Source organism: Shinella fusca, assembly GCF_014203155.1.
Taxonomy (GTDB): domain Bacteria; phylum Pseudomonadota; class Alphaproteobacteria; order Rhizobiales; family Rhizobiaceae; genus Shinella; species Shinella fusca.
The window spans coordinates 45,216-67,068 of sequence record NZ_JACHIK010000015.1; the positions used below are offsets into that span (position 1 = coordinate 45,216).

The 21,853-nt window shown below is 65.8% G+C and carries 22 protein-coding genes; 4 read left to right on the forward strand and 18 right to left on the reverse strand.

The annotated features are described in order from the left end of the window. Positions 1-3: 3 nt before the first annotated feature. The 11 genes from trpB to HNQ66_RS18345 all read right to left on the reverse strand — a co-directional run bounded on the left by trpB (position 4) and on the right by HNQ66_RS18345 (position 11,084). Positions 4-1,224 carry a tryptophan synthase subunit beta gene (gene trpB / locus HNQ66_RS18295; RefSeq protein WP_184145617.1) on the reverse strand — a complete coding sequence of 407 codons (1,221 nt, stop codon included), beginning with the start codon at positions 1,222-1,224 and terminating at the stop codon, positions 4-6. Next, on the reverse strand, positions 1,221-1,892 hold the full coding sequence (locus HNQ66_RS18300) for a phosphoribosylanthranilate isomerase (RefSeq protein WP_184145618.1): 672 nt from the start codon (positions 1,890-1,892) through the stop codon (positions 1,221-1,223). The genes trpB and HNQ66_RS18300 overlap by 4 nt, the downstream gene beginning before the upstream one ends. A 70-nt stretch (positions 1,893-1,962) precedes the next feature. Next, positions 1,963-2,724: a M48 family metallopeptidase gene (locus tag HNQ66_RS18305; protein WP_184145619.1), complete on the reverse strand. Its 762-nt coding sequence runs from the start codon at positions 2,722-2,724 to the stop codon at positions 1,963-1,965. Positions 2,725-2,916: 192 nt separating this feature from the next. Continuing rightward, the gene (locus HNQ66_RS18310) at positions 2,917-3,354 is read right to left on the reverse strand and encodes a DUF2852 domain-containing protein (protein ID WP_184145620.1); all 438 of its coding nucleotides are present in this window, start codon (positions 3,352-3,354) and stop codon (positions 2,917-2,919) included. Positions 3,355-3,482: 128 nt separating this feature from the next. Continuing rightward, positions 3,483-4,772, reverse strand: a complete 1,290-nt coding sequence (gene phaZ, locus HNQ66_RS18315) for a polyhydroxyalkanoate depolymerase (RefSeq protein ID WP_184145621.1) — start codon at positions 4,770-4,772, stop codon at positions 3,483-3,485. Positions 4,773-4,932: 160 nt separating this feature from the next. Next, on the reverse strand, positions 4,933-5,664 hold the full coding sequence (locus HNQ66_RS18320; RefSeq protein ID WP_210308816.1) for an SDR family oxidoreductase: 732 nt from the start codon (positions 5,662-5,664) through the stop codon (positions 4,933-4,935). Between the two features lie 84 nt (positions 5,665-5,748). After that, positions 5,749-6,723, reverse strand: a complete 975-nt coding sequence (locus tag HNQ66_RS18325) for an ABC transporter permease (RefSeq protein WP_184145622.1) — start codon at positions 6,721-6,723, stop codon at positions 5,749-5,751. 35 nt (positions 6,724-6,758) lie between these two features. Continuing rightward, positions 6,759-8,312: a sugar ABC transporter ATP-binding protein gene (locus HNQ66_RS18330; protein WP_184145623.1), complete on the reverse strand. Its 1,554-nt coding sequence runs from the start codon at positions 8,310-8,312 to the stop codon at positions 6,759-6,761. Between the two features lie 86 nt (positions 8,313-8,398). Continuing rightward, positions 8,399-9,385, reverse strand: a complete 987-nt coding sequence (locus tag HNQ66_RS18335) for an ABC transporter substrate-binding protein (protein WP_184145624.1) — start codon at positions 9,383-9,385, stop codon at positions 8,399-8,401. 210 nt (positions 9,386-9,595) lie between these two features. Then, positions 9,596-10,042 (reverse strand): RbsD/FucU family protein, encoded by a 447-nt coding sequence (locus tag HNQ66_RS18340; protein WP_184145625.1) that lies wholly within the window; start codon positions 10,040-10,042, stop codon positions 9,596-9,598. A gap of 22 nt (positions 10,043-10,064) precedes the next feature. Further along, positions 10,065-11,084 (reverse strand): aldo/keto reductase, encoded by a 1,020-nt coding sequence (locus HNQ66_RS18345; protein WP_184145626.1) that lies wholly within the window; start codon positions 11,082-11,084, stop codon positions 10,065-10,067. A gap of 177 nt (positions 11,085-11,261) precedes the next feature. On the opposite strand from HNQ66_RS18345, the gene HNQ66_RS18350 reads away from it, so the two are divergent. Next, positions 11,262-12,140 carry a GntR family transcriptional regulator gene (locus HNQ66_RS18350; protein ID WP_184145627.1) on the forward strand — a complete coding sequence of 293 codons (879 nt, stop codon included), beginning with the start codon at positions 11,262-11,264 and terminating at the stop codon, positions 12,138-12,140. 19 nt (positions 12,141-12,159) lie between these two features. On the opposite strand, the gene HNQ66_RS18355 is transcribed toward HNQ66_RS18350, so the two are convergent. Next, positions 12,160-12,960: an aldolase/citrate lyase family protein gene (locus tag HNQ66_RS18355; protein WP_184145628.1), complete on the reverse strand. Its 801-nt coding sequence runs from the start codon at positions 12,958-12,960 to the stop codon at positions 12,160-12,162. Between the two features lie 61 nt (positions 12,961-13,021). Next, a complete protein-coding gene (gene gabD, locus HNQ66_RS18360; RefSeq protein ID WP_184145629.1) occupies positions 13,022-14,473 on the reverse strand; it encodes an NADP-dependent succinate-semialdehyde dehydrogenase in 1,452 nt (483 codons plus the stop codon). Between the two features lie 120 nt (positions 14,474-14,593). On the opposite strand from gabD, the gene HNQ66_RS18365 reads away from it, so the two are divergent. Next, positions 14,594-15,187: a nitroreductase family protein gene (locus tag HNQ66_RS18365; protein WP_184145630.1), complete on the forward strand. Its 594-nt coding sequence runs from the start codon at positions 14,594-14,596 to the stop codon at positions 15,185-15,187. A gap of 123 nt (positions 15,188-15,310) precedes the next feature. Here HNQ66_RS18365 and gyrB read toward each other — a convergent pair whose 3' ends face one another. From gyrB to HNQ66_RS18390, 5 genes are all read right to left on the reverse strand, one after another. Then, entirely contained in the window at positions 15,311-17,743 is a 2,433-nt protein-coding gene (gene gyrB / locus HNQ66_RS18370) for a DNA topoisomerase (ATP-hydrolyzing) subunit B (RefSeq protein WP_184145631.1), read from the reverse strand. Between the two features lie 135 nt (positions 17,744-17,878). After that, positions 17,879-18,259, reverse strand: a complete 381-nt coding sequence (locus tag HNQ66_RS18375) for a helix-turn-helix domain-containing protein (protein WP_184145632.1) — start codon at positions 18,257-18,259, stop codon at positions 17,879-17,881. Continuing rightward, positions 18,256-18,822: a Smr/MutS family protein gene (locus tag HNQ66_RS18380; protein ID WP_184145633.1), complete on the reverse strand. Its 567-nt coding sequence runs from the start codon at positions 18,820-18,822 to the stop codon at positions 18,256-18,258. Before HNQ66_RS18380 ends, HNQ66_RS18375 begins: the two co-directional genes overlap by 4 nt. Then, positions 18,809-19,924, reverse strand: a complete 1,116-nt coding sequence (mltA, locus tag HNQ66_RS18385) for a murein transglycosylase A (protein WP_184145634.1) — start codon at positions 19,922-19,924, stop codon at positions 18,809-18,811. The genes HNQ66_RS18380 and mltA overlap by 14 nt, the downstream gene beginning before the upstream one ends. 11 nt (positions 19,925-19,935) lie before the next feature. Beyond that, complete coding sequence (locus HNQ66_RS18390; RefSeq protein WP_184145635.1) at positions 19,936-20,637, reverse strand: Tim44/TimA family putative adaptor protein; 702 nt, start codon at positions 20,635-20,637, stop codon at positions 19,936-19,938. A 142-nt stretch (positions 20,638-20,779) separates the two neighbouring features. Between HNQ66_RS18390 and HNQ66_RS18395 the strand changes: the two genes are divergently transcribed. Together HNQ66_RS18395 and secB are read left to right on the forward strand one after the other, a co-directional pair. After that, positions 20,780-21,238, forward strand: a complete 459-nt coding sequence (locus tag HNQ66_RS18395; RefSeq protein WP_184145636.1) for an FxsA family protein — start codon at positions 20,780-20,782, stop codon at positions 21,236-21,238. A 71-nt stretch (positions 21,239-21,309) separates the two neighbouring features. After that, positions 21,310-21,786 (forward strand): protein-export chaperone SecB, encoded by a 477-nt coding sequence (gene secB / locus HNQ66_RS18400; protein WP_184145637.1) that lies wholly within the window; start codon positions 21,310-21,312, stop codon positions 21,784-21,786. The last annotated feature ends 67 nt before the right edge of the window (positions 21,787-21,853 follow it).

Consider the following 21,853-nt stretch of genomic DNA (forward strand, 5'->3'; position numbering starts at 1 on the left):
GTCTCAAAGCTCCATGCCGAGGATCTTGCCGACGGTGAAGATATCCTTGTCGCCGCGGCCGGAGAGGTTCATCACGATGATCTGGTCCTTGCGCATCTTCGGCGCGCGCTTGATTACTTCGGCGACGGCATGGCTCGGCTCCAGCGCCGGGATGATGCCTTCGAGCTTCGTCAGGAGCTGGAAGGCTTCCAGCGCCTCGTCGTCCATGATCGGCACGTATTCGGCGCGGCCGGTATCGTGCAGCCAGGCGTGCTCGGGGCCGATGCCGGGATAATCGAGGCCGGCGGAGATGGAATGGCCTTCCTTGATCTGGCCGTCCGCATCCTGCAGCAGGTAGGTGCGGTTGCCGTGGAGGACGCCCGGGGAGCCGGCGGTCAGCGAGGCGCAATGCTCCTCGCCGTCAAGGCCCTTGCCGCCGGCTTCGACGCCGACGATCTGCACGTCCTTGTCGTCGAGGAACGGGTGGAAGATGCCGATGGCGTTGGAGCCGCCGCCGACGGCAGCGATCACCATGTCCGGCAGGCGGCCTTCGGCGGCGAGGATCTGCTCGCGGGCCTCCTGGCCGATCACCGCCTGGAAATCGCGCACCAGCTCCGGATAGGGATGCGGGCCAGCGGCCGTGCCGATCAGGTAATAAGTGTCGTCGACATTTGTGACCCAGTCGCGCAGCGCCTCGTTCATGGCGTCCTTCAGCGTGCCGCTGCCGGCCGTGACGGGCTTCACCTCGGCACCGAGCAGCTTCATGCGGAAGACGTTCGGCGCCTGGCGCTCGACGTCCGTCGCACCCATGTAGACAACGCAGGGCAGGCCGAAGCGGGCAGCGACGGTGGCCGAGGCGACGCCATGCTGGCCGGCGCCGGTTTCCGCGATGATGCGCGTCTTGCCCATGCGCCGGGCAAGCAGAATCTGGCCGATGCAGTTGTTGATCTTGTGCGAGCCGGTGTGATTCAGCTCCTCGCGCTTGAAATAGATCTTCGCGCCGCCGAGATGCTGCGTCAGGCGTTCGGCATAATAAAGCGGGCTCGGGCGGCCGATATAGTGGGCGCCGAGGTCCTTCAGCTCCGCCTGGAAGGCGGGATCGGTCTTCGCCTTGTTCCACTCGGCCTGCAGGTCGAGGATCAGCGGCATCAGGGTTTCGGCAACGAAACGGCCGCCGAAGATGCCGAAACGGCCGTCCTCGTCCGGGCCTTCGCGGAACGAATTGAGGTTGATTGGCTGGTTCACGTATCGCTCCCTGCGGCGGCCTCGAATTCCGCCTTTCGTGCCGCTTCAAAAAACGCTTCCATCAGGCCGAGATCCTTGACGCCCGGTGCGCTCTCGACCCCGGAACTGACGTCGATGCCCGGTGCGCCGGTGAGCCGGATGGCTTCGGCGATGTTATCCTTGTTCAGCCCACCGGAAAGCATGTAATCGACGCTTCCGTCAAGCAGATGCATGAGTTTCCAGTCGAAGGAGACGCCGTTGCCGCCCGGAAGCTCGGAGCCTGCCGGCGGCTTGGCATCGAAGAGAAAACGGTCGGCGATGCCGATATAGGGATCGATCCTCTTCAGATCGTCCGCCTCGCGCACCGAAAAGGCCTTCATGACGGGCAGGCCGTAGACCGCCTTGACGGTCAAAAGCCGCTCCGGGCTCTCCTTGCCGTGCAGTTGCAGGATATCGGGCGAAACCTCGTGGGCGATCTCGTCGAGCAGGTCGCTGTCGGCATCCACGGTGACGGCAACGACCTTCGCACGGCCGCGAATGCGCGCAGCAAGGCGGCCCGCGTCGGACGGCTCGATATTGCGCGGGCTTTTCGGAAAGAAGATGAAGCCGATATGGCTCGCGCCGAGCGCGACCGCCCTGTCGACGGCCTCCTCGGTCTTCAGCCCGCAGATCTTGATGTCCAGTCTCATGGCGGAGGAAGTTGCACGAATCACCGGAAGAGTCGAGCCGAAAGACGGCGGCAATGGGTCCGTCGCCGCCTCAGCCGAAGTCCACGGCATGCAGCAGGCTGCCGTTGCGCTTCAACCAGCGCTTAGCCTCCTCCGTCGCCGGGCAGAGCCTTTCGCAGAGCGCCCAGAAGGCAGGGCTGTGGTTCATTTCGGTGAGATGCGCCACCTCATGGGCGGCGAGATAGTCGATGACATGGGGCGGAGCCATGGCAATGCGCCAGGAGAAGCTGAGCGCGCCATCGGCCGAGCAGGAGCCCCAGCGGCTGCGCGTATCGCGCAGCGTCAGGGATTTCACCTTCCTGCCGCTGCGGCCGGTATGGACGGCAACGAGGCGCTCCAGCTCCAGCCGCGCCTCCTTCTTGAGGAAATCGCAGATGCGGCGGGGGATGCTCTCCTCCATGCCGCCGACGCGCAGCACCGCCTCGTCGTCGACGACGACGGCCTCCGTCAGCCCGCGCAGCCGGCCCGTCGCCTCGATGCGGTGGGCGGTGCCGCGGATCATCACATAGCCGCCATCGGCCAGTTCGTTCGTCGTGCGGAATTTCGCAAGCTTCGTCATCAGCCAGCCCTGATGACGGTCGAGGAAATCGCGGATATCGCGCTCGGCAAGGCCGTTCGGCACCGTCATGCGCAACGCCCGGCCGCCCGGCTCGATGCGCAGCGTCAGGCGCGTCGCGCGAAAATCCCGCCGGATGGTGAGCGGCAGGCGCCGGCCATTGACGTCGATCTCGCGCCTCTCCGGCGGAGGCGGCGTCTTCAGGGCCTTTCGGGGCTTGCGAAGGGACGGGAACATGCTGCCTTTCATAGCCGATTCGGTGCAGGCTGAAACGCTTCAACGAAAAACCGGCGCGGGAAGGCGCCGGTTGATCTTCCGTGGTTGCCCGCTTCCCTCTCCTCGTCATGGTCGGGCTTGACCCGACCATCCATGCCGCGGGTGAGGCGGTGGATCCTCGGGTCAAGCCCGAGGATGACGGAGAGGGCGGGATTAGTTCGCCGGGAAACCCGGGACGTCGCCTTTGCCTTCGGCCCGGCGTTCGCGCATGAAGCGGTCGAATTCCTCCTGGTCCTTGGCGCGGCGCAGTTCGCGGACATAGGCGTCGAATTCCTCGCGCATCTCGTCCAGCTTGCGGCGTTCCTCGTCGAGGCGGGCGAGCTCGGCGTCACGCCAGTCGTCGAAGGCGCCATTGCCGGTGGCGTTGCGGAAGGGATGACGGCCGCGGCCGCCGCGGAACCTGCCGCGGCAGGAGGCGAACATGCCGTCCACGGTGTCGTTGGCGTCTTTCTTGAAGGTTTTCAGGCGGTCGCCGAAGACGATGTAGGCGAGCATGGCAAGGCCGAGCGGCCAGAACACCACGAAGCCCAGCACCATCAGGGCGATGGTCGCAGGCGTCCAGTCCGGACGGATCAGTGCTGACTGGTTCATGTGCAATCTTCCTCACGATCGGCGGAAACCACCCCGGTTTCCGGTGAATCCGATGTGGGCAGAGCGCCGGGCACGTTCAAGGCAAGACGCCCGGAATTCGGGCAAGTGCCTGAAACGGGCCCGGAAAATCAGGCGGCGCTGCCGGCCTTGCCGCCCCTGATGACGCGCGGCGCCGGCTTTGCCTTGCCGGTGCGGGCATGCTCCTCGATGAAGGAGAGGATGCGCGGGGCGATCTCCTTGCGGAAGCGCGAGCCGTTGAAGACGCCGTAGTGGCCGACATCGGGCTGCATGTAGTGCAGGCGCATGTGATCGGGGATGTTGGTGCAGATGGTCTGCGCCGCCTCGGTCTGGCCGACGCCGGAAATGTCGTCGTTCTCGCCCTCGACGGTGAGCAGCGCCACCTTGCGGATCGCCGTCGTGTCGACGGGGCGGTCGCGGTGCATCATCTCGCCCTTCGGCAGGGCGTGGCGCATGAAGACGGTCTCGACCGTCTGGAGGTAGAATTCGGCCGTCAGGTCCATGACGGCGAGATATTCGTCGTAGAAGTCGCGGTGCTTCTCCGCCGCGTCGCCGTCGTTCTTCACGAGATGGGCGAAGAACTCCTTGTGGGCGATGACGTGGCGGTCGAGGTTCATCGACATGAAGCCGGAAAGCTGCAGGAAGCCCGGATAGACCATGCGCATGAAGCCGGGCTGCGGCCACGGCACGGGCATGACGACATTGTCGCGGAACCACTCGATCGGCTTTTCCTTGGCGAGCTGGTTGACGGCGGTCGGGTTGATGCGCGTGTCGATCGGCCCGCCCATCAGCGTCATGGTGGAGGGCGAGAGCGGATCGTTGTCGGCCTCCATGACGGAGACGGCGGCCAGAACCGGCACCGCCGGCTGGCAGACGGCGATCACATGGGTATCCGGCCCCAGCGCATGCAGCATCTCGATGACGTAGTCGATATAGTCGTCGAGGTCGAAGCCGCCTTCGGCGAGCGGCACCATGCGCGCGTCGACCCAGTCGGTGATATGCACTTCCGCATGGGGCAGCAGCGCCTCGACGGTGCCGCGCAGGAGCGTTGCATAGTGGCCGGACATCGGCGCGACGATGAGGATCTTCGGATCGTTGCGGTGGCCGGCCGGCAGACAGCGCTCGAAATGAATGAGGTTGCAGAAGGGCTGCTGCCAGACGATCTTCTCGTGCACCGAGACCGTCTTGTCGCCGATTACCGTCTCGGAAAGGCCGAATTCCGGCTTGCCATAGCGCCGGGTCGTGCGCTCCAGCACCTCGAAGCCGGCGGCGACGGTGCGCCCGAAATAGGTGTGCGATAGCGGATTGAGCGGATTTCGGAAGGCGATGCGCATCTGGTCGGCCATGGCATGCCAGGGGGCCATGGCGGCATGATTGAATTCATAGAGCTGATAATACATCGGACGCGTATCCCATTTTCCGGTGCGGGGCCTTGCGCCCCCTGCACCGCCTTCACCCGGTTTCCGCAGATGCGAAAAGAGTAAGCATCTTTTCGCTGCGTGGCAACATGCCACACCGCCATCCTAGTCCTGCGGACCTTTCGCGAACATGAACGCGCCGTCAGCCCGTCCAGCCGCCATCGATGACATAGGCCTGGCCGGTCGTGTAGCTGGCGCCGGCAAGGTGTACCGCGAGATCGGCGACCTCCTCGGGCGTGCCGATGCGGCCCATCGGCTGGCGGGATATGAAGGCGGCGCGAGCGGCATCGTAGTCGCCGCCGGCCCGCATGCGGTCCTGCAGCGAGGGGCTTTCCACGGTGCCGGGGCAGATGGCGTTGCAGCGGACGCCCCTCGCCACATAGTCGGCAGCGACGGACTTGGTGAGGCCGATGACGGCCGCCTTGGTGGTGCTGTAGGCGAAGCGGTTCGGCACGCCCTTCACGCTGGACGCGACCGAAGCCATGTTGATGATGGCGCCGTCGCCGCGCTCCAGCATGCCGGGCAGCACGGCCTGGATGGTGCGCACCATGGCGAGCACGTTGAGGTTCCAGGCGAAGGCGAGGTCGTCCTGCTTCATGTCGAGGATCGTGCCGCCGTGCACGACGCCGGCGCAGTTGAAGAGCACGTCGATCGGGCCGGCCTCGCCGATGACGGCGGAGACGGCCGCGTCGTCCAGCACGTTGAGGATGCGGGTGGCAATGCCGCTCTCGTCGGCAAGGCTCGCGAGGGCCCCCGCGTTGATATCCGTGGCAAGCACCGTCGCGCCGGCGCGCTGGAAGGCGAGCGCGGACGCCCGCCCGATGCCCTGCCCCGCCGCCGTCACCAGAACGGTCTTGCCTTCGAGATTGCTCATGATGTCACTCCAGTCTGCTGCGCATGATGGCCTTGGAGGGCCGGATTTCGGCCCGCGGGTATCCCCGCAGGCGATGGTTTCGGTCTAACGGGTTCCGCGGCGACGCAATTGGTCGAAATAGACGATGACGATGATCAGCAGGCCCGTGATGATGCGCTGCCAGAACGAATTGACGTTGAGCAGGTTCGCGCCGTTGTTGATCGTCGCCAGGATGAAGGCGCCGAGGAGCGGCCCGTGCACCGAGCCGACCGCGCCGAACAGGCTGGTGCCGCCGATGACCGAGGAGGCGATCGCCTGGAGCTCCCAGCCTTCCGCCTGCGTGGCGTTGCCGATGCCGATGCGCGAGGCGAGCAGCACGCCGACGAGGGCCGCGCAAGTGGCCGAGAGGATATAGGCGAGATAGATCGTGCGGTTGACGTTGACGCCGGAAAGGCGCGCCGCCTCGCTGTTCGAGCCGACCGCGAAGAGATAGCGGCCGAAGCGGGAAAGGTGCAGGTAGACGAAGGCGGGGATCGCCACCAGGATCACCATCCAGAAGAGGCTCGGCACGCCGAGGAAATCGGCCCGCGAGAAATTGGTGAAGCCCTCGTGGCTGATCGAGATGGTCGAGCCGTTGGTGATGAGCAGGCCGATGCCGCGCAGCGAGGTCAGCGTCGCCAGCGTGATGATGAAGGGCGGCAGGCCCATGCGCACGATGCCGAAGCCGTGAAAGGCGCCGATGGCGACGCCGATCAGCAGCGTCAGGAGGATCGAGAGCCACAGCGGCACGCCGGCCTGCAGCAGCCAGGCGACGATGACGCTGGTGAAGCCGACGATCGCGCCGACCGAAAGGTCGATGCCCGCCGTGATGATGACGAAGGTCTGGCCGACCGCCAGGATCGCCGTCATCGCCCCCTGGCGCAGCAGGTTCGAGATGTTGTTCGGCGACCAGAAGGCGTGGGTCGCAAGGCCGAGCGCCAGCCATAGCGCCAGAAGAAGCCCGAGCAGCGTGAGCCCGAGCAGGATGTTCGTTCCCTTTTTCGGCGCCGGTGCGCTTTCCGTGGTGGTTTCCACGCTCATGTGTTTCTCCCTCTTCTTTTTCTTTGCGCGGCGGCTCAGGCGCCGATGGCCTGGGTCAGGACGTCCTCATGGGAAGCGGCCCGGTGATCGTGGCTGGCGACGAGCCGGCCGCCGCGGAAGACGTGCAGCCGGTCCGACAGTTCGTAGACTTCCGGCAGGTAGGACGAAATGAGGATGATGCCGGCGCCCTGCTTCAGGAGTTCGCCGAACAGGCGGTAGATCTCCGCCTTGGTGCCGACGTCGACGCCCACGGTCGGCTCGTCGAAGATGAAAAGGCGCGCGCCGTGGCTCAGCCACTTGCCGATGACGATCTTCTGCTGGTTGCCGCCGGACATGGCCGAGGCGAGCACGGCCCGCGACGGGGTCTTGATGGCGAGGTTGCGGATCTGCCGGTCGGCGTTCTCCGCCTCGTCGCGGCGACGGATCACCGGCCCCGAACTCAGCCTGCGGAAGACCGGCAGGTTGATGTTGAGGCCGATCGGCAGGTTGAGGCAGAGCCCCTGGTCGCGGCGGCTTTCCGGCGCGAGCGCGATGCCGAGGTCCATGGCCGTGCGCTCGTTGGGGATGGCGACCTTCTTGCCGTCCCAGAAGATCTCGCCCGCGGTGACGGGCTGGCGGCCGTAGAGGCCCAGCGCGAATTCGCTGCGCCCCGCGCCGATGAGGCCGTAGAGGCCGACGATCTCGCCCGACCGCACCGAAAGGGAGATATCCTCGAAGCCCGGCCCCGAAAGGCCGCGGGTCTCGACGATCACGTCGGCGGCCGGCACCTTCTCCTTGTGGTAGATCTGCTCGATCGAGCGGTTGATCATCAGGGCGATCAGCTCGTTCTCGTTCGTCTCGCCGATGAGGCGCGTGCCGACATGGGTGCCGTCGCGCAGCACCGAGACGCGGTCGGCAAGCTCGAAGACCTCCTCCATGCGGTGGCTGATATAGACGATGGTGACGCCTTCCTCGCGCAGCCGGCGGATGAGCCGGAAAAGCTGGGCCGATTCCTGGCGCGTGAGATAGGCGGTCGGCTCGTCGAAGATGAGGAAGCGGATGCCGCGCATGGCGGCCCGTGCCGTCGCGACAAGCTGCTGCTGGCCGATGGTGAGGCTGCTGAGCACGGCGGCGGCGGGAAGCTGGAAGCCGAGATCGTCGAGAACGGCCTGGGCGGCGCGCTCCATGGCGCGCTTGCGCATCAGCCCGTTGCGGTTCAATTCGTCGCCGAGGAACATGTTGGCCGCGACCGAAAGGTGCGGGCAGAGCACGACCTCCTGGTGCACGGCATTGATGCCGCGGGAAATCGCCTCGGTCGGCGTTGCAAGCTGCACGGGCTTGCCGCACCAAAGGACCTCGCCGGCCGTGCGGCGGATGACGCCGGTGAGCAGCTTGATGAGGGTGGACTTGCCGGCGCCGTTCTCCCCGACGATGGCGTGGATCTCGCCGGCAAGGAAGGTGATCGTCGCCGGCTTCAGCGCCTCGACGAAACCGTATTTCTTCTGCAGGCCGCGCATTTCGAGGATCGGGGCGCCCCGCGGCACCGTTTCGGATTCGGCGAGCTTGGCCTCGTCCTCATGCCGGTGACTTAGCTCCTGAAGGCTGCTCATCGCCCTCTCCTCCCTGACTTAGACGGAAAACGTCCGCCCGGATCATGCGGCCCGGGCGGGTGATCGTCAAACGTGACCCGATGCGATCAGATCTTCGGGTTGAGAAGCGCGTCGATCTTCGGGTCGGACATGTTGTCCTTGGTCACGAGGTTCGCGCCGGTATCGACGAAGGCTTCGACCTTCTCCTTCTTGGAGGCGGCGAGCGCCGTCTTCACGCCGTCGTAGCCCATGCGGTAGGGGTCCTGCACGACGAGGCCGGCCAGCACGCCTTCCTTGAGGAAGCCGACCGTCTTTTCATCCGAATCGAAGCCGATGACCTTGATCTTGTCGCCGAGCTTGTTCTCCGCGATCGCCTGGCCGACGCCCTGCGCCATGATGAGGTTGGAGGCGAAGACGCCGACGAGATCGGGATTGGCGGTGATGAGGTCGGTCATCATGTTGAGGCCGGTGGTGGCCTGACCGTCCGCATACTTGTCGGCAACCACTTCGAGGCCCGGATACTTGGTCTTGACCTGGTCGAGGAAGCCTTCGCGGCGCTGGTCGAGCGAGCCGACGCCCGGAAGGCTGGTGATGATGGCGATCTTGCCCTCTTCCTTGCCGGTCGCGGCCTTGATGGCGGCGGCAAGGCCGTCAGCGGCGATGCGGCCGCCCTGGACGTTGTCGGTCGTCAGGAACGAGGTGAAGGCCTTGGAATCGGCCGCCGAGTCGATGCCGATGATCGGAACGGACTTGGCCGCCTCGTCGACCGGCTTGCCGAGCGCCTTGAATTCCGTCGGCGAGATGACGACGGCGGCAGGGCCGCCGGCCACGGCGTTTTCAAGGATGCTGATCTGGCCGTTGATATCGGATTCCGACTGCGCGCCGAGTTCCGGCACGTTGACGCCGAGGTCCTTGCCGGCCTGACGCGCACCGGCGAGCACGATCTGCCAGTAGAAGGACGTCGTGTCCTTGACGATGATCGGGATGGTGACATCCTGAGCCATGGAGGCGGCAGGGGTCATGGTTGCGAGGACTGCGGCACCTGCAAGCGCGGTGAAGGCGCGGCGGGTCAGAAGCGATCTTACAATGCTCATTTATGTTCTCCTCTCAGGTGCTTCCTGTCCTCCTTTGGGGATCGGGTTGCAGGAAGCGGACAACTCGATCTTTTATCGATAAAAAACATTTCCATCGCAGGCTACACCCGCTCCTTTCGCTTGGCAAGCGGGTGGATTCTCGAAAAAACGCTGTCTTTACAGGCATTCCCGTCCATTCGCACCGTCCTCCCAAACGGTGGCCGCCGGGGTTCAGACCCGGTGGACCTCCTGCGGAAGCACGACACCTTTCTTCAAAATGAGGTTGCCGTAAAGCCGGAATTCCGTCGTGGCGACGATGACGGCCGCTGCCTTCGCCCGCTCGTAGAAGGCAAAGCGCTCCAGCGAATGGACGGTGAAGTCGCCCGCCAGCCGATGGACGATATCCTGGAAGGTGGCGCAGACCTCCGGCACCGCCGCCGGATCTCCCACCACTTCCATGCGCCAGGCCGCCTCGGGCACGAACGTGTCGAGCGGCATGTGCGCCAGCACCGCCTCTGTCATGGCGACGGCATCGACACCATCCGCGCGGATGACGTCCGGGCCGAGAAAGCTCGACGGGAAATTGGCGTCGGCGATGACGATCTCGTCGCCGTGGCCCATGGTTCTCAGCGCATGCAGGAGATCCGGGCCGAGCAGGGGGTGAATGCCTTTCAACATGCGGATGCGATCCTCCTCGAAACTATTGCCGGACGGCGTCGAGCCCCAGTTCCGGCGCGACCAGTGTGTGGGGCTCGAAGGCCGGGTAGATGTCCGCCGGCAGCGGCTCTCGCGCGAGCGCCATGTTGCGGCCGAGGCTGTCCGGCCTTGCCGTGCCGATCAGCACCGAGGCGACGGCCGGGTTCTGCAGCGGAAACTGCAGGGCGGGCGCGGCGAGCGGCACGCCCCTCTCCCGGGCGATCTCCACCATCGCACCGACCTTGCCGGCGATCTCCGGCGTTGCCGGCATGTAGTCGAAGTGGGCACCCGCCACCGGGCCGGTCGCCAGGATGCCGGAATTGAAGACGCCGCCCACGACGAGCGAGGTCTTCCTGCGTTCGCAGAGCGGCAGGAGTTCCGCGACGGCCGAACGGTCGAGCAACGTATAGCGGCCGGCAAGCAGGATGCAGTCGAGATCGGCCTGCCGCAGCACGTCGAGGCAGACCGGCACCTCGTTGACGCCGAGGCCGTAGGCGCGGATCGCACCCGAGGATTTCAGCGCATCCAGCGCCTTGAGGCCCGAATCGAGCAATTGGCGCAGATGGAACGCGTTGCGCTCGGCGCCGTGCGTATAGACGCCGATATCGTGCACATAGAGGATATCGATGCGGTTGAGGCCGAGGCGGGTATGGCTGAGCTCGACCGAGCGCATGATGCCGTCATAGCTGTAGTCGTAGCGCACGTCGAAGGGCAGCGGATCGACATAGCCGTAGTCCGGCACCTTGTCGTCGGCGACCGGAACCATGATGCGGCCGACCTTGGTGGAAAGCACGTAGCTTCCCTTCGGCTTCCCGCGCAGGAAATCGCCGGTGCGCCGCTCGGCAAGGCCGAAGCCGTACCAGGGCGCCGTATCGAAATAGCGGATGCCCTCGTCCCAGGCGGTCTCCAGCGTCGCCATCGCAATCTCGCGCGGGCAGGCCCGGTAAAGCCCGCCCAGCGCCGCGGTGCCGAAACTGAATTTGGTCACGGCAAGGCCCGTCGTCCCGATGGTCCGCGTCTTCATGCTTCCTCCCGGCCGGCGTCCTCTCACCGGCTTTTTGTCTTTTATCGACAATAGACAGAATGCCGTCAATGGGTAATATGAAGGAAGGAGGAAACGGGAGAATGACGGGAACGGCGCGTCTGGTCATTTGCCCGGTCAGCCATTAAGGGACGCGAACCCCAACAACCGGCGGCACCCATGGCCAAGCAGAACAACGTCTTCAAGGATGCCTTCAATCGCTGCGTGAAGCTTCTGGAGCAGACGGCGAGCCTGCCGTCCGAGCCGGAGCTCGGCGCCGCGCTCGGCGTCAGCCGCACGACCGTGCGGGCGATCCTGACCCGGCTGGAGGACGTCGGCCTGCTCGCCTGGGAGAAGCGGCGCAAGATCGTGCTGCGCAAGCCCGTGCCGGCCGACTACTTCCCGACGGAAGAGACCGATTCCCTCTCGGAGATCATCGAGCGCAGCTTCATGCGCCGGATCCTTGCCGGCGGGGCGCAGCCGGGCATGCAGATCAACGAGCTGGAGCTTGCCCGCGAGATCGGCATCGGCACCACGAGCGTCCGCGAATTTCTCATCCGCTTCAGCCGCTTCGGCCTCATAGAGAAGCGGCCGAACAGCCATTGGGTGCTGAAGGGCTTTACCAGCGAATTCGCATTGGAGCTGACGGAAGTGCGCGAGATGTTCGAGCTGCGCTCGGCCGCCGCCTTCGCCCACCTGCCGGAGGACCATCCGGCCTGGCGCGAACTCGACGCGATCGAGGCCGTGCACCACGAGATCCTCGCCGATATCGAGGCGCGCTATCCGGATTTCTCCGAACTCGACGAGCGCTTCCACCTTCTGGTGCACCGCGCCTCGAAGAACCGCTTCATCGTCGATTTCTACGACGTGATCGCCATCGTCTTCCACTACCATTACCAGTGGAACAAGACGAATGCCCGCGCGCGCAACGCCCGGGCCCTGGAAGAGCACCTCGCCTATATCGCCGCGCTGCGCTCGCGCGATGCGGCCGGCATCGAGACCGCCTGCCGGCAGCACCTGAAATCCGCGCGCGAGACCCTGCTGCAATCGATCAACTGACCGCTGCGGTGCCGGCTGCTCAGTAGCCGCCGCCGGACCCTGTCGCCGGCGCCTCGCCGAGGAAGCGGCGACGCAGGCCGTCCACCGCCGAGACCAGGCAATTGACGTCGGTGCCGATCGCCATGAAATCCGCCCCGAGATCGCGGTAGACCTCGGCCTGCGCCAGCGAGACCGTCATGATGCCGCGCGCCTTGCCGTGGGCCTTGATCCGCGCGAAGGCGTGGGTGATCGCCGCCAGCACCTCCGGCGCGCCGGGATTGCCGAGATGGCCCATGTCCGCGGCAAGGTCCGAGGGGCCGATGAAGACGCCGTCGACCCCGTCCACGGCGGCGATCTCGTCGATCGCCGCAAGGCCGGCCCGGCTCTCGACCTGCACGATCAGGCAGATCTCCGCGTTGGCGGTCGTCACATAGTCCGGCACGCGGTTGAAATCGCTCGCCCGGCCGAGCCCCGCGCCGACGCCGCGGATACCGTGCGGCGGATAGCGGAGCGCGCGCACCAGCGCCTCGGCCTGCGCGGCCGATTCGACCATCGGGATCAGGAAGGTCTGGGCGCCCTGGTCGAGCAGTTGCTTCAGGAGCCAGGCCTCGCCCATCGGCGGGCGTACCATGGCATGGGCCGGCGCATGGCGGAGCGCCCCGATCTGCGCGCCCATCGACGGCAGGTCGTTGGGCCCGTGCTCGCCGTCGATCAGCAGCCAGTCGTAGCCGCTGGTCGACAGGATTTCGGCCGCATAGGCGCTGCCGAGCGCCACCCACAGGCCAAGCTGGAACCGGCCTTCGGCAAGGGCGGCCTTGAAGGCATTTTTCGGTGCTGCCACGATTTTTCCCTCGAAAATGGAAGCCGGCCGGATCGCCCGGCCGGGTCATTGCAGAATTGCCTCAGGCGATGCCGCCGAGGCAGACATATTTGATCTCGGTGAATTCCTCGATGCCGTAGCGCGAGCCCTCGCGGCCGAGGCCGGAGAGCTTTACGCCGCCGAACGGGGCTTCCGCCGTCGAGATGAGGCCCGTGTTGACGCCGACCATGCCGTATTCCAGTGCCTCGGCGACGCGGAACACCCGCGACAGGTCCTTAGCGTAGAAATAGGAGGCAAGGCCGAATTCCGTGTCGTTCGCCTGCGCGATGACATCGTTCTCGTCCGAAAAACGGAAGAGCGGCGCGACGGGACCGAAGGTCTCCTCGCGCGTCACCGCCATGTCCTTCGTCACGCCGGCGATCACCGTCGCCTCGTAGAAGGTGCCGCCGAGCGCATGGCGCTTGCCGCCGGAGATGACCCGCGCGCCCTTCTTCACCGCGTCGGAGACATGCTCCTCGACCTTGTCGAGCGCCGCCTGGTCGATGAGGGGCCCAAGCACCACGCCCTCGTCGAAGCCGTTGCCGGTCTTCAATTTGCCGACGGCGGCGGCGAGCTTTTCGGAGAAGGCATCATAGACGGCGTCCTGCACATAGAGCCGGTTGGCGCACACGCAGGTCTGGCCGTTGTTGCGGAACTTGGCGATCAGCGCGCCTTCCACCGCCGCGTCGAGATCGGCATCGTCGAAGACGATGAAGGGCGCATTGCCGCCGAGCTCGAGGCCGAGCTTCTTGATGGTCGGGGCGCATTGCTTGTAGAGTTCCGCGCCGACCTCCGTCGAGCCGGTGAAGGTGAGTTTGCGCACGATGGGATTGGCCGTCAGCTCCGCGCCGATCTCGCGGGCGGAACCCGTGACGACCGAGAAGAGGCCGGCGGGAAGGCCGGCGCGCTCGGCGAGCACGGCGATCGCGATGGCGGAGAAGGGTGTCTGCGAGGCGGGCTTCAGCACCATGGCGCAGCCGGCGGCAAAAGCGGGGCCCGCCTTGCGGGTGATCATGGCGTTCGGGAAGTTCCAGGGCGTGATCGCCGCGACGACGCCGACCGGCTGCTTCATGACGAGGATGCGCTTGTCCTTCTGGTGGCCGGGCACGATGTCGCCGTAGAGGCGGCGGGCTTCCTCTGCGAACCATTCGACGAAGCTCGCGCCGTAGACGATCTCGCCGGTGGCCTCGGCAAGGGGCTTGCCCTGCTCCGCCGTCAGGATGCGGCCGAGATCGTCCTTGTTCTCGATCATCAGCTCGAACCACCTGCGCAGCACGCCGGCGCGCTCCTTGGCCGTGCGGGCGGCCCAGCCTTTCTGCGCCTCGGCGGCGGCCTCGATGGCCTCGCGCGTCTCCTTGCCTCCCAGTTTCGGCACATGGCCGATCAGCTCGCCCGTCGCCGGGTTCGTCACCGCTATGCCGGCACCGCCGGCTTCGATCCAGCGCGTGCCGACTAAGGCCGCCTCGCGCAGCAGGCTCGGGTCTTTGAGGTTCATCGCATCTCTCCCATTTTCGCAATGCCGTTCCAAGACGTGTCCAAGCGGTTATATTGCCTGCGCCGCCCCTTCGACAATGGCGTCGGAGGCCGGGCGGCGACAGGAAATTCGAGGCTTGCAATGACCGAGACAACCGGCCGTATCGCCGACCACCCCATCGACCCCATCTTTCTCGACCGCTGGTCGCCCCGCGCCTTCACGGGCGAGGCCATGCCGCACGAGACGCTTCTTTCGCTGTTCGAGGCCGCGCGCTGGGCGCCTTCGGCCGCCAACGGCCAGCCCTGGCGCTTCATCTACGGCCATCGCGGCACCGAGGCCTTCGACCGGATCTACGTCACGCTGGACGAGGGCAATCGCCGCTGGGCGGACAAGGCTTCCGTCCTTGCCGTGATCGTCTCGCAGACCCACCGCAAGAGCGCCGACGGCGAGATGCGGCCCGCCTATACCCACGCCTTCGACACGGGTGCCGCCTGGGCCTGCCTCGCCCTCCAGGCGATCCATGCCGGCTATCACGCCCACGGCATGGGCGGCATCGACCGCGCCAGAGCCATGGAGGTGCTCGGCATTCCGGAAGGTTTTCGCGTGGAGGCGGCCGTCGCCATCGGCAAGATCGCCCCGAAGGAGACCCTGCCGGAAGACCTGATGAAGCGCGAGGTGCCGAGCTTGCGCAAGCCGGTTGCGGAGTTCGTTTCGGAAGGCCGCTTCGCTTCCTGAGCCGGCTAGCGATACCGCCCCTCGACGCTCCCCTCCGTCACTCTCGGGCTTGACCCGAGGATCCATCGAGGGTGGGGTAGAGCCGGCCAGCAAAAAGAAAGCCGCCTTTCGGCGGCTCTCTCGTCAGATGTCGAGGTTGGCGACGCTGAGGGCGTTTTCCTGGATGAAATCGCGGCGAGGCTCCACCTCGTCACCCATCAGGCGGGCAAAGAGGCCATCGGCATCGGTCGCATCCGTGACCTTCACCTGCAGCAGCGAGCGGACGTTCGGGTCGAGCGTCGTTTCCCAGAGTTGCTCGGCGTTCATCTCGCCGAGGCCCTTGTAGCGCTGCATGGAGAGGCCCTTGCGGCCGGCAGCGAAGATCGCATCCAGCAGGGCGCGCGGACCGGTGATCTCGGTCTGCCCGTCCTTGCGGCGCAGGACCGGCGGCATCGCATAGGTTTCCTTGAGGCGGGGAGCGAGCTGGTCGAGATGGCGGGCGTCGGACGAGCCGATCAGCGCCATGTCCAGATGGGCGAATTCCTTGACGCCGCGCACCATGCGCTCGAAGCGCAGGCCGCCATCCGCCGCGACGGAGCCCTCCCAGCCGCGTTCCGTCTCCTCGGCGATGAGGTCGAGGCGGCGGGCGACTTCCTGCGCCATCGCCGCATAGCCTTCGCGGTCATGGCTGAGCTCGAGGTTCAGCGCGCCGGCGATCGCCGCCTGCTCGACGATGGAACGGTTGTAGCGAGAATGCAGGCCATCGAGCAGCGTGCGCAGGCGCAGCGCGTCCTGGATCAGCTCGAGGATATCCTGGCCGGCACGCACCTCGCCGGAGGATAGCTCCAGCGCCGCATCGTCGAGGCCGGCGCCGATCAGGTAGTCTTCCAGCGCCTTCTCGTTCTTCAGGTACTGGCTCGATTTGCCGCGCGAGACCTTATAGAGCGGCGGCTGGGCGATATAGAGATGGCCGCGCTCGATCAGCTCCGGCATCTGCCGGAAGAAGAAGGTGAGCAGCAGCGTGCGGATATGGGCGCCGTCGACGTCGGCGTCCGTCATGATGATGATCTTGTGGTAGCGCAGCTTGTCGGCGTTGAACTCATCCTTGCCGATGGAGGTGCCGAGCGCGGTGATCAGCGTGCCGATCTCCTGGCTGGACAGCATCTTGTCGAAGCGTGCCCGCTCGACATTGAGGATTTTGCCGCGCAAAGGCAGAATAGCCTGGTTCTCCCGCGAGCGGCCCTGCTTGGCCGAACCGCCGGCCGAATCGCCCTCGACGAGGAAGACTTCGGACTTGGCCGGGTCGCGCTCGGAGCAGTCTGCGAGCTTGCCGGGAAGCGAGGAGATGTCGAGCGCACCCTTGCGCCGCGTCAGCTCGCGCGCCTTGCGGGCGGCCTCACGCGCCGCGGCGGCCTCGACGACCTTGCCGACGAGCGTCTTCGCATCGGCCGGATGCTCTTCCAGCCAGGTGGAAAGCGCCTCGTTGACGAGACTTTCGACGACCGGGCGGACTTCGGACGAGACGAGCTTGTCCTTGGTCTGCGAGGAGAATTTCGGATCCGGCACCTTCACCGAGAGAACGGCGGTCAGGCCTTCACGGCAGTCGTCGCCGGTCAGCGAGACCTTTTCCTTCTTCATGATGCCGGTGGTTTCGGCATAGGAGACGACCTGGCGCGTCAGCGCGCCGCGGAAGCCCGCCATATGCGTGCCGCCGTCGCGCTGCGGGATGTTGTTGGTGAAGCAGAGCACGTTCTCGTGGTAGCTGTCGTTCCACCACATGGCGACTTCGACGGTGATGCCGTCCTTCTCGCCGCGAATGGCGATCGGCTTTTCGACCAGCGGCTTCTTGGCGCGGTCGAGAAAGGCGACGAAGGCTTCGAGACCGCCTTCGTACATCAGCTCGTCCTGCCTGATGTCCGAATGGCGGCGGTCGGTGAGGAGGATGCGCACGCCGGAATTGAGGAAGGCGAGCTCGCGCAGGCGATGCTCCAGTGTCGCATAGTTGAATTCGATGTTGGAGAAGGTGTCCGTCGAGGGCAGGAAGGTCACTTCCGTGCCGGTCTCCCCGCCCGCCTCGCCCGTCACCGCCAGCGGGCCGTCCGCAACGCCGTGCGTGAAGCTCATCTCGTGGATCTTGCCGGCGCGGCGGATCTTCAGCTTCAGCTTGACGGAAAGCGCGTTCACCACCGAGACGCCGACGCCGTGCAGGCCGCCGGAGACCTTGTAGGAATTCTGGTCGAACTTGCCGCCGGCATGGAGCTGGGTCATGATGACCTCGGCCGCCGAAACGCCCTCTTCTTTGTGGATGTCGGTCGGGATGCCGCGGCCGTTGTCCGTCACCGTGACCGAGCCGTCGGCATTGAGCGTCACCGTCACGATGTCGGCATGGCCGGCCAGCGCCTCGTCGATCGCATTGTCGACCACCTCGTAGACCATGTGGTGCAGGCCCGAACCATCGTCGGTATCGCCGATATACATGCCGGGGCGCTTGCGCACCGCATCGAGCCCCTTCAGGACCTTGATCGAATCTGCGCCATACTCGGCCGGGCCGTTTTCGGTCTCGGGTGTGTCAGTCATTCAAACGTCTTTCCAGGGTTCTCACGGAAGGCGGGGAAGCCAGGCGAATCACGGCTTTCCGGGTCTTTCGAATATAGGGATTTTGCCCTCAAGTTCCAAACCGCAGAGCAGGCAAACACGGCAGAAATCCGGGGATCAACCGGGTTTTACCCGGTTATTGCACGCTTTTTCCAGAATGCCGGCAAGACGGCGCACCGTCTCGGGCGGAAGGCTTGCGATTTCGGCCGAAAGCCGGTTGGCGAAGGCCGTGTATTCCGGCGGCAGGCCGGCGGTATCGACCACGACGCGCGGGTCGGAGATCTGCGCGATGCGCAAGAGTTCCTCGGCCTCGTCCCAGATGACGTTGAAGTATCCGGCGACGCGCTGGAGGAAATCGAAGCTCGGCATGCCGCGCTTGCCGTGCTCCAGCGCCGAGAGATAGGCCGGGCTGACGCCGAGGGCCTTGGCCATCTCCTTCTGCGAGACGCCCTTGCGGTCGCGCAGGTGCCGAACGGCCTTGCCGAAGGGCGTCGTCATCGCTTCTCCCCCGGCTGGCGGGCGAGCCGCACGTAGAGCGCGCCCTCGCCGCCGTGGTTGCGCGCCGCCGGCTCGTAGGAGGAGATCAGCGGGCGGAATTCCGGCAGGGCGAACCAGAGCGGCACCGCCCGCTTCAAGGCGCCGTCGCTGCCGAGCGAGGTGCCCTTGCCGGTGATGACCAGGACATGGCGAAGGCCCCGCTCGTGCGCCTTGATGAGGAAGCCGAGCAGGAAGCCGTGCGCCTCGCTCTGGATCATGCCGTGCAGGTCGATGCGTGCCTCAAGGGCAAGCCGCCCCTTGGCGATCTTGCGCTTGACGGGACGCTCCAGCGGATGGTGCCGGGTCTCCTTACCGCGGCCGACGGTGAGCGCGATGCCTTCGGAAACCGGCTTGCCGGCCTTTGTCTTCGTCGGCTCCGGCGCCTTTTCCTCCTCGACCTTCCCGGCGAAGGCGGCTTCGAACTCCGTCAGCGCATCGAGCTTGCCGGGCATGGCCCGCGTGCTGCGCGCCACCTTGCCCCAGAGGATGCGGTCCTCGCTCGAAAGCGCCTTATCCCTGGGCATGGAGATAGCGCTCCGCCGCAGCGCGCGGGATGAGGATATGGAAGGTCGCCGCGTTGCGGACATGGCCCGCCAATGCGCCCGCCGCATCGCCCGATCCGGTGAAGATGTCGCCGCGCGCCGGGCCGACGATGGCCGTGCCCGTGTCGAGCGCCAGCATCAGCCGGCGGAAGGGTTTTCCGCCGTCCATGTGGGTGAGCGTCTCGCTCGAAATGAAGAAGGGCAGGCCGAAGGTGTGGATTGCCCGGTCGACCGCGAGCGAGCGGCCGGCAACGAGCGGCACCTTGGCGGCGGCAATCGGCCCGAGCGCGCCGTCGTCGACCGCGGCCTCCTTGAAGAAGATGAAGGAGTGGTTGTGCCAGAGCACGCCGTCCACCTGATCCTCATGCTGCGCCAGCCAGTCGCGGATCGAGGCCATGGAGACGGTCGCGGCATCGATCTCGCCGCGGTCGATCAGCAGCTTGCCGATGGCGGAGAAGGGATGGCCGGATTTCGCCGCATAGGTGATGCGCCTTACCGATCCGTCCGGATAGACGAGCCGCGCCGCGCCCTGCACATGGGCAAAGAACACATCGACCTTCGAGCGGGCATAGGCGATCTCCAGCCCACGGCCGGCAAGACAGCCACGCTCGATCTCGCCGCGGTCGGGATGCTCGACGATCTTGCCATCCCTCTCCAGCCCGAACGCGTAGCCCGCCGGAAAGCCTGCCGGGCGGTTGGTGTCGTCGACGTCGACGAGATCGTCCGGGCGGCGATAGAAGGGGTAGCGATACTCCGCGTCCGGCGCCGCCTTCACCGCCACTTCCGGCTCGTAGAAGGCGGTGACGAAGCCGCTGAAGCCGTCCATCTCCTCGATGCGGAAGGGCACGCAATGGGTCTCGAAGAAAGCGCGCACCGCGCCGGCGCCTTCCGGCTTTTCCACATCTGCCGCATCCAGCAATGCCAGAAGCTCGCCGGCGGTGATGCCGAGCGAGCCTGTCCTATAGGGCTTGACGGTGCGAATATGCGCGCGGCAGCGGGCCATCGCCGCCAGAAGCGGTGTCGGATCGTCCTCGTCCCAGCCGGGAAGCGCCGAAAACCGGGCCGGAACCAGGCGGTAGTCCATGGGAGCCTCGCTCAGCCTTCCGACTCGGTGGCGATCAGCTTCCAGTTCGGATCGCGCGAGCGGATGTCGCGGGCGAAGGTCCAGAGATCATTCACCTCCGCGACGCTCTCGGCATCGCCCTCGACCAGCGCGCCGGCCTTGTCGTAGGTGGCGGAAATGAGCTGGCTGACGATGCGCAGCGTGACATTCGCCTCGCTGTCCTTGACCTCCGCGCCGACGATATCGGCCTTCTCGATGCCGACGAAGCTGGAGCGCACGACCTCGCCCTTGCTCTCGCGCTCGGAGATCGCGGCATCGAAGCCTTCGTAGACCTCGCGCGACAGGAGGTTCTTCAGCGCCTTGCGGTCACCGTCGGCGAAGGCGACGACGATCATCTCATAGGCCATGCGGGCGCCGGCGACGAATTCCTTCGGGTTGAAGGAGGGGTCGGCCTTGACGATCGCCCGGAGCTGGTCGTTGAGCGGCGTTCCGGCCGGGGCGAAGCTGTCGACGGCGGCGAAGGGGTTTTCCTCCTCGTCCGCATCGCGCCGGGGCAGGGTCACCACCTTGCCGCGGTCGGCCGAATCGGCCGGCTCGACCGTTTCGCGCTTGGAATACGGATCGAAGGGCGGGCGCTCGCTGCCGGTGCGCCGGCCGAGCACGCTGCGCAACTGCAGGAAGATGACCACCGCAGCCACGAGGAAGAAAATCGTTACGAAATCGAATGAGCCCATTATGATCCGCTGCCGGTTTCTGTTTTTTGTTCCTTTCCATATAGTCCGCAAAGCCGGATCATTCAAATAGCGATCCTGCGAATAGGACGAAGGGTCTCGGGGGCCGTATCGGCCCGGGCGAATCTGTGCGACACTGGCGGCCATGCCGAGACGCCTTCTTGCCTTCTTCTTCCTCGTCCTGCCGCTTGCGGAAATCGCCTGTTTCATTCTCGTCGGGCGGCGCATCGGCCTTCTTGCGACGCTTTCGCTGGTGGTCCTCTCGGCCTTTGCCGGCCTCTTCCTGATGCGCATGGCCGGCTTCGGCGCGCTGGCGAGGCTTCGGCAATCAGGCCGGGAGGGTCAGGCACCCGGCAAGGAACTGGCCGATGTGACGATGATCTTCATCGCCGGCGCCCTGCTCCTCGTGCCCGGCTTCCTCAGCGACGTCATCGGGCTTGCGCTTCTCCTGCCGCCGGTGCGGCGCTTCCTCTGGAACCGGCTGGTGCGCAATGTCGTTGTCGTGGATATCGGCGGCGTGCCGCCGGGCCAGGCGCCGCAAACCGGGCCGCAGCGCACCATCGACCTTGACGAAGACGACTTCCATCGCGACGGTCCGCGCTGAGGGCCCAGGGTTGTAAGCCCCCGGCCGAAATGCTAGATGGCCTGACTTTCCAGAGTCCCGAGGATATCTCCATGACCGACGCAGCCACCGAGAACAACGCCGCGAGCCCTTCGCTCAATATCCTGGCGCAGTATGTGAAGGATTTTTCCTTCGAAAATCCGGGTGCGCCGCGCTCGCTTCAGGCCCGTGAAAACGCGCCGGCGATCAATATCAGCGTCAACGTCAATGCCAACCCGCTCTCCGACACGGACTTCGACGTCATCCTTTCGCTGAACGCGGAAGCCAAGGACGGCGACAAGATGCTCTTCAACGCCGAGCTCGCCTATGGCGGCGTCTTCCGCGTCACGGGCTTCCCGCAGGAGCACATGCTGCCGGTCCTCTTCATCGAGTGCCCGCGCCTGCTCTTCCCCTTCGCCCGCCAGATCATCGCCGACGCCACCCGCAACGGCGGCTTCCCGCCGCTGATGATCGACCCGATCGACTTTGCCCAGATGTTCACCCAGCGCATGGCCGAGGAACAGGTCAAGGCAAAGGTCCAGGCCAACTAAGCCTGACGACATTTCCAGACAACGACGCCCGGTCACGATGTGGCCGGGCGTTTTCTTTTGTCGATGG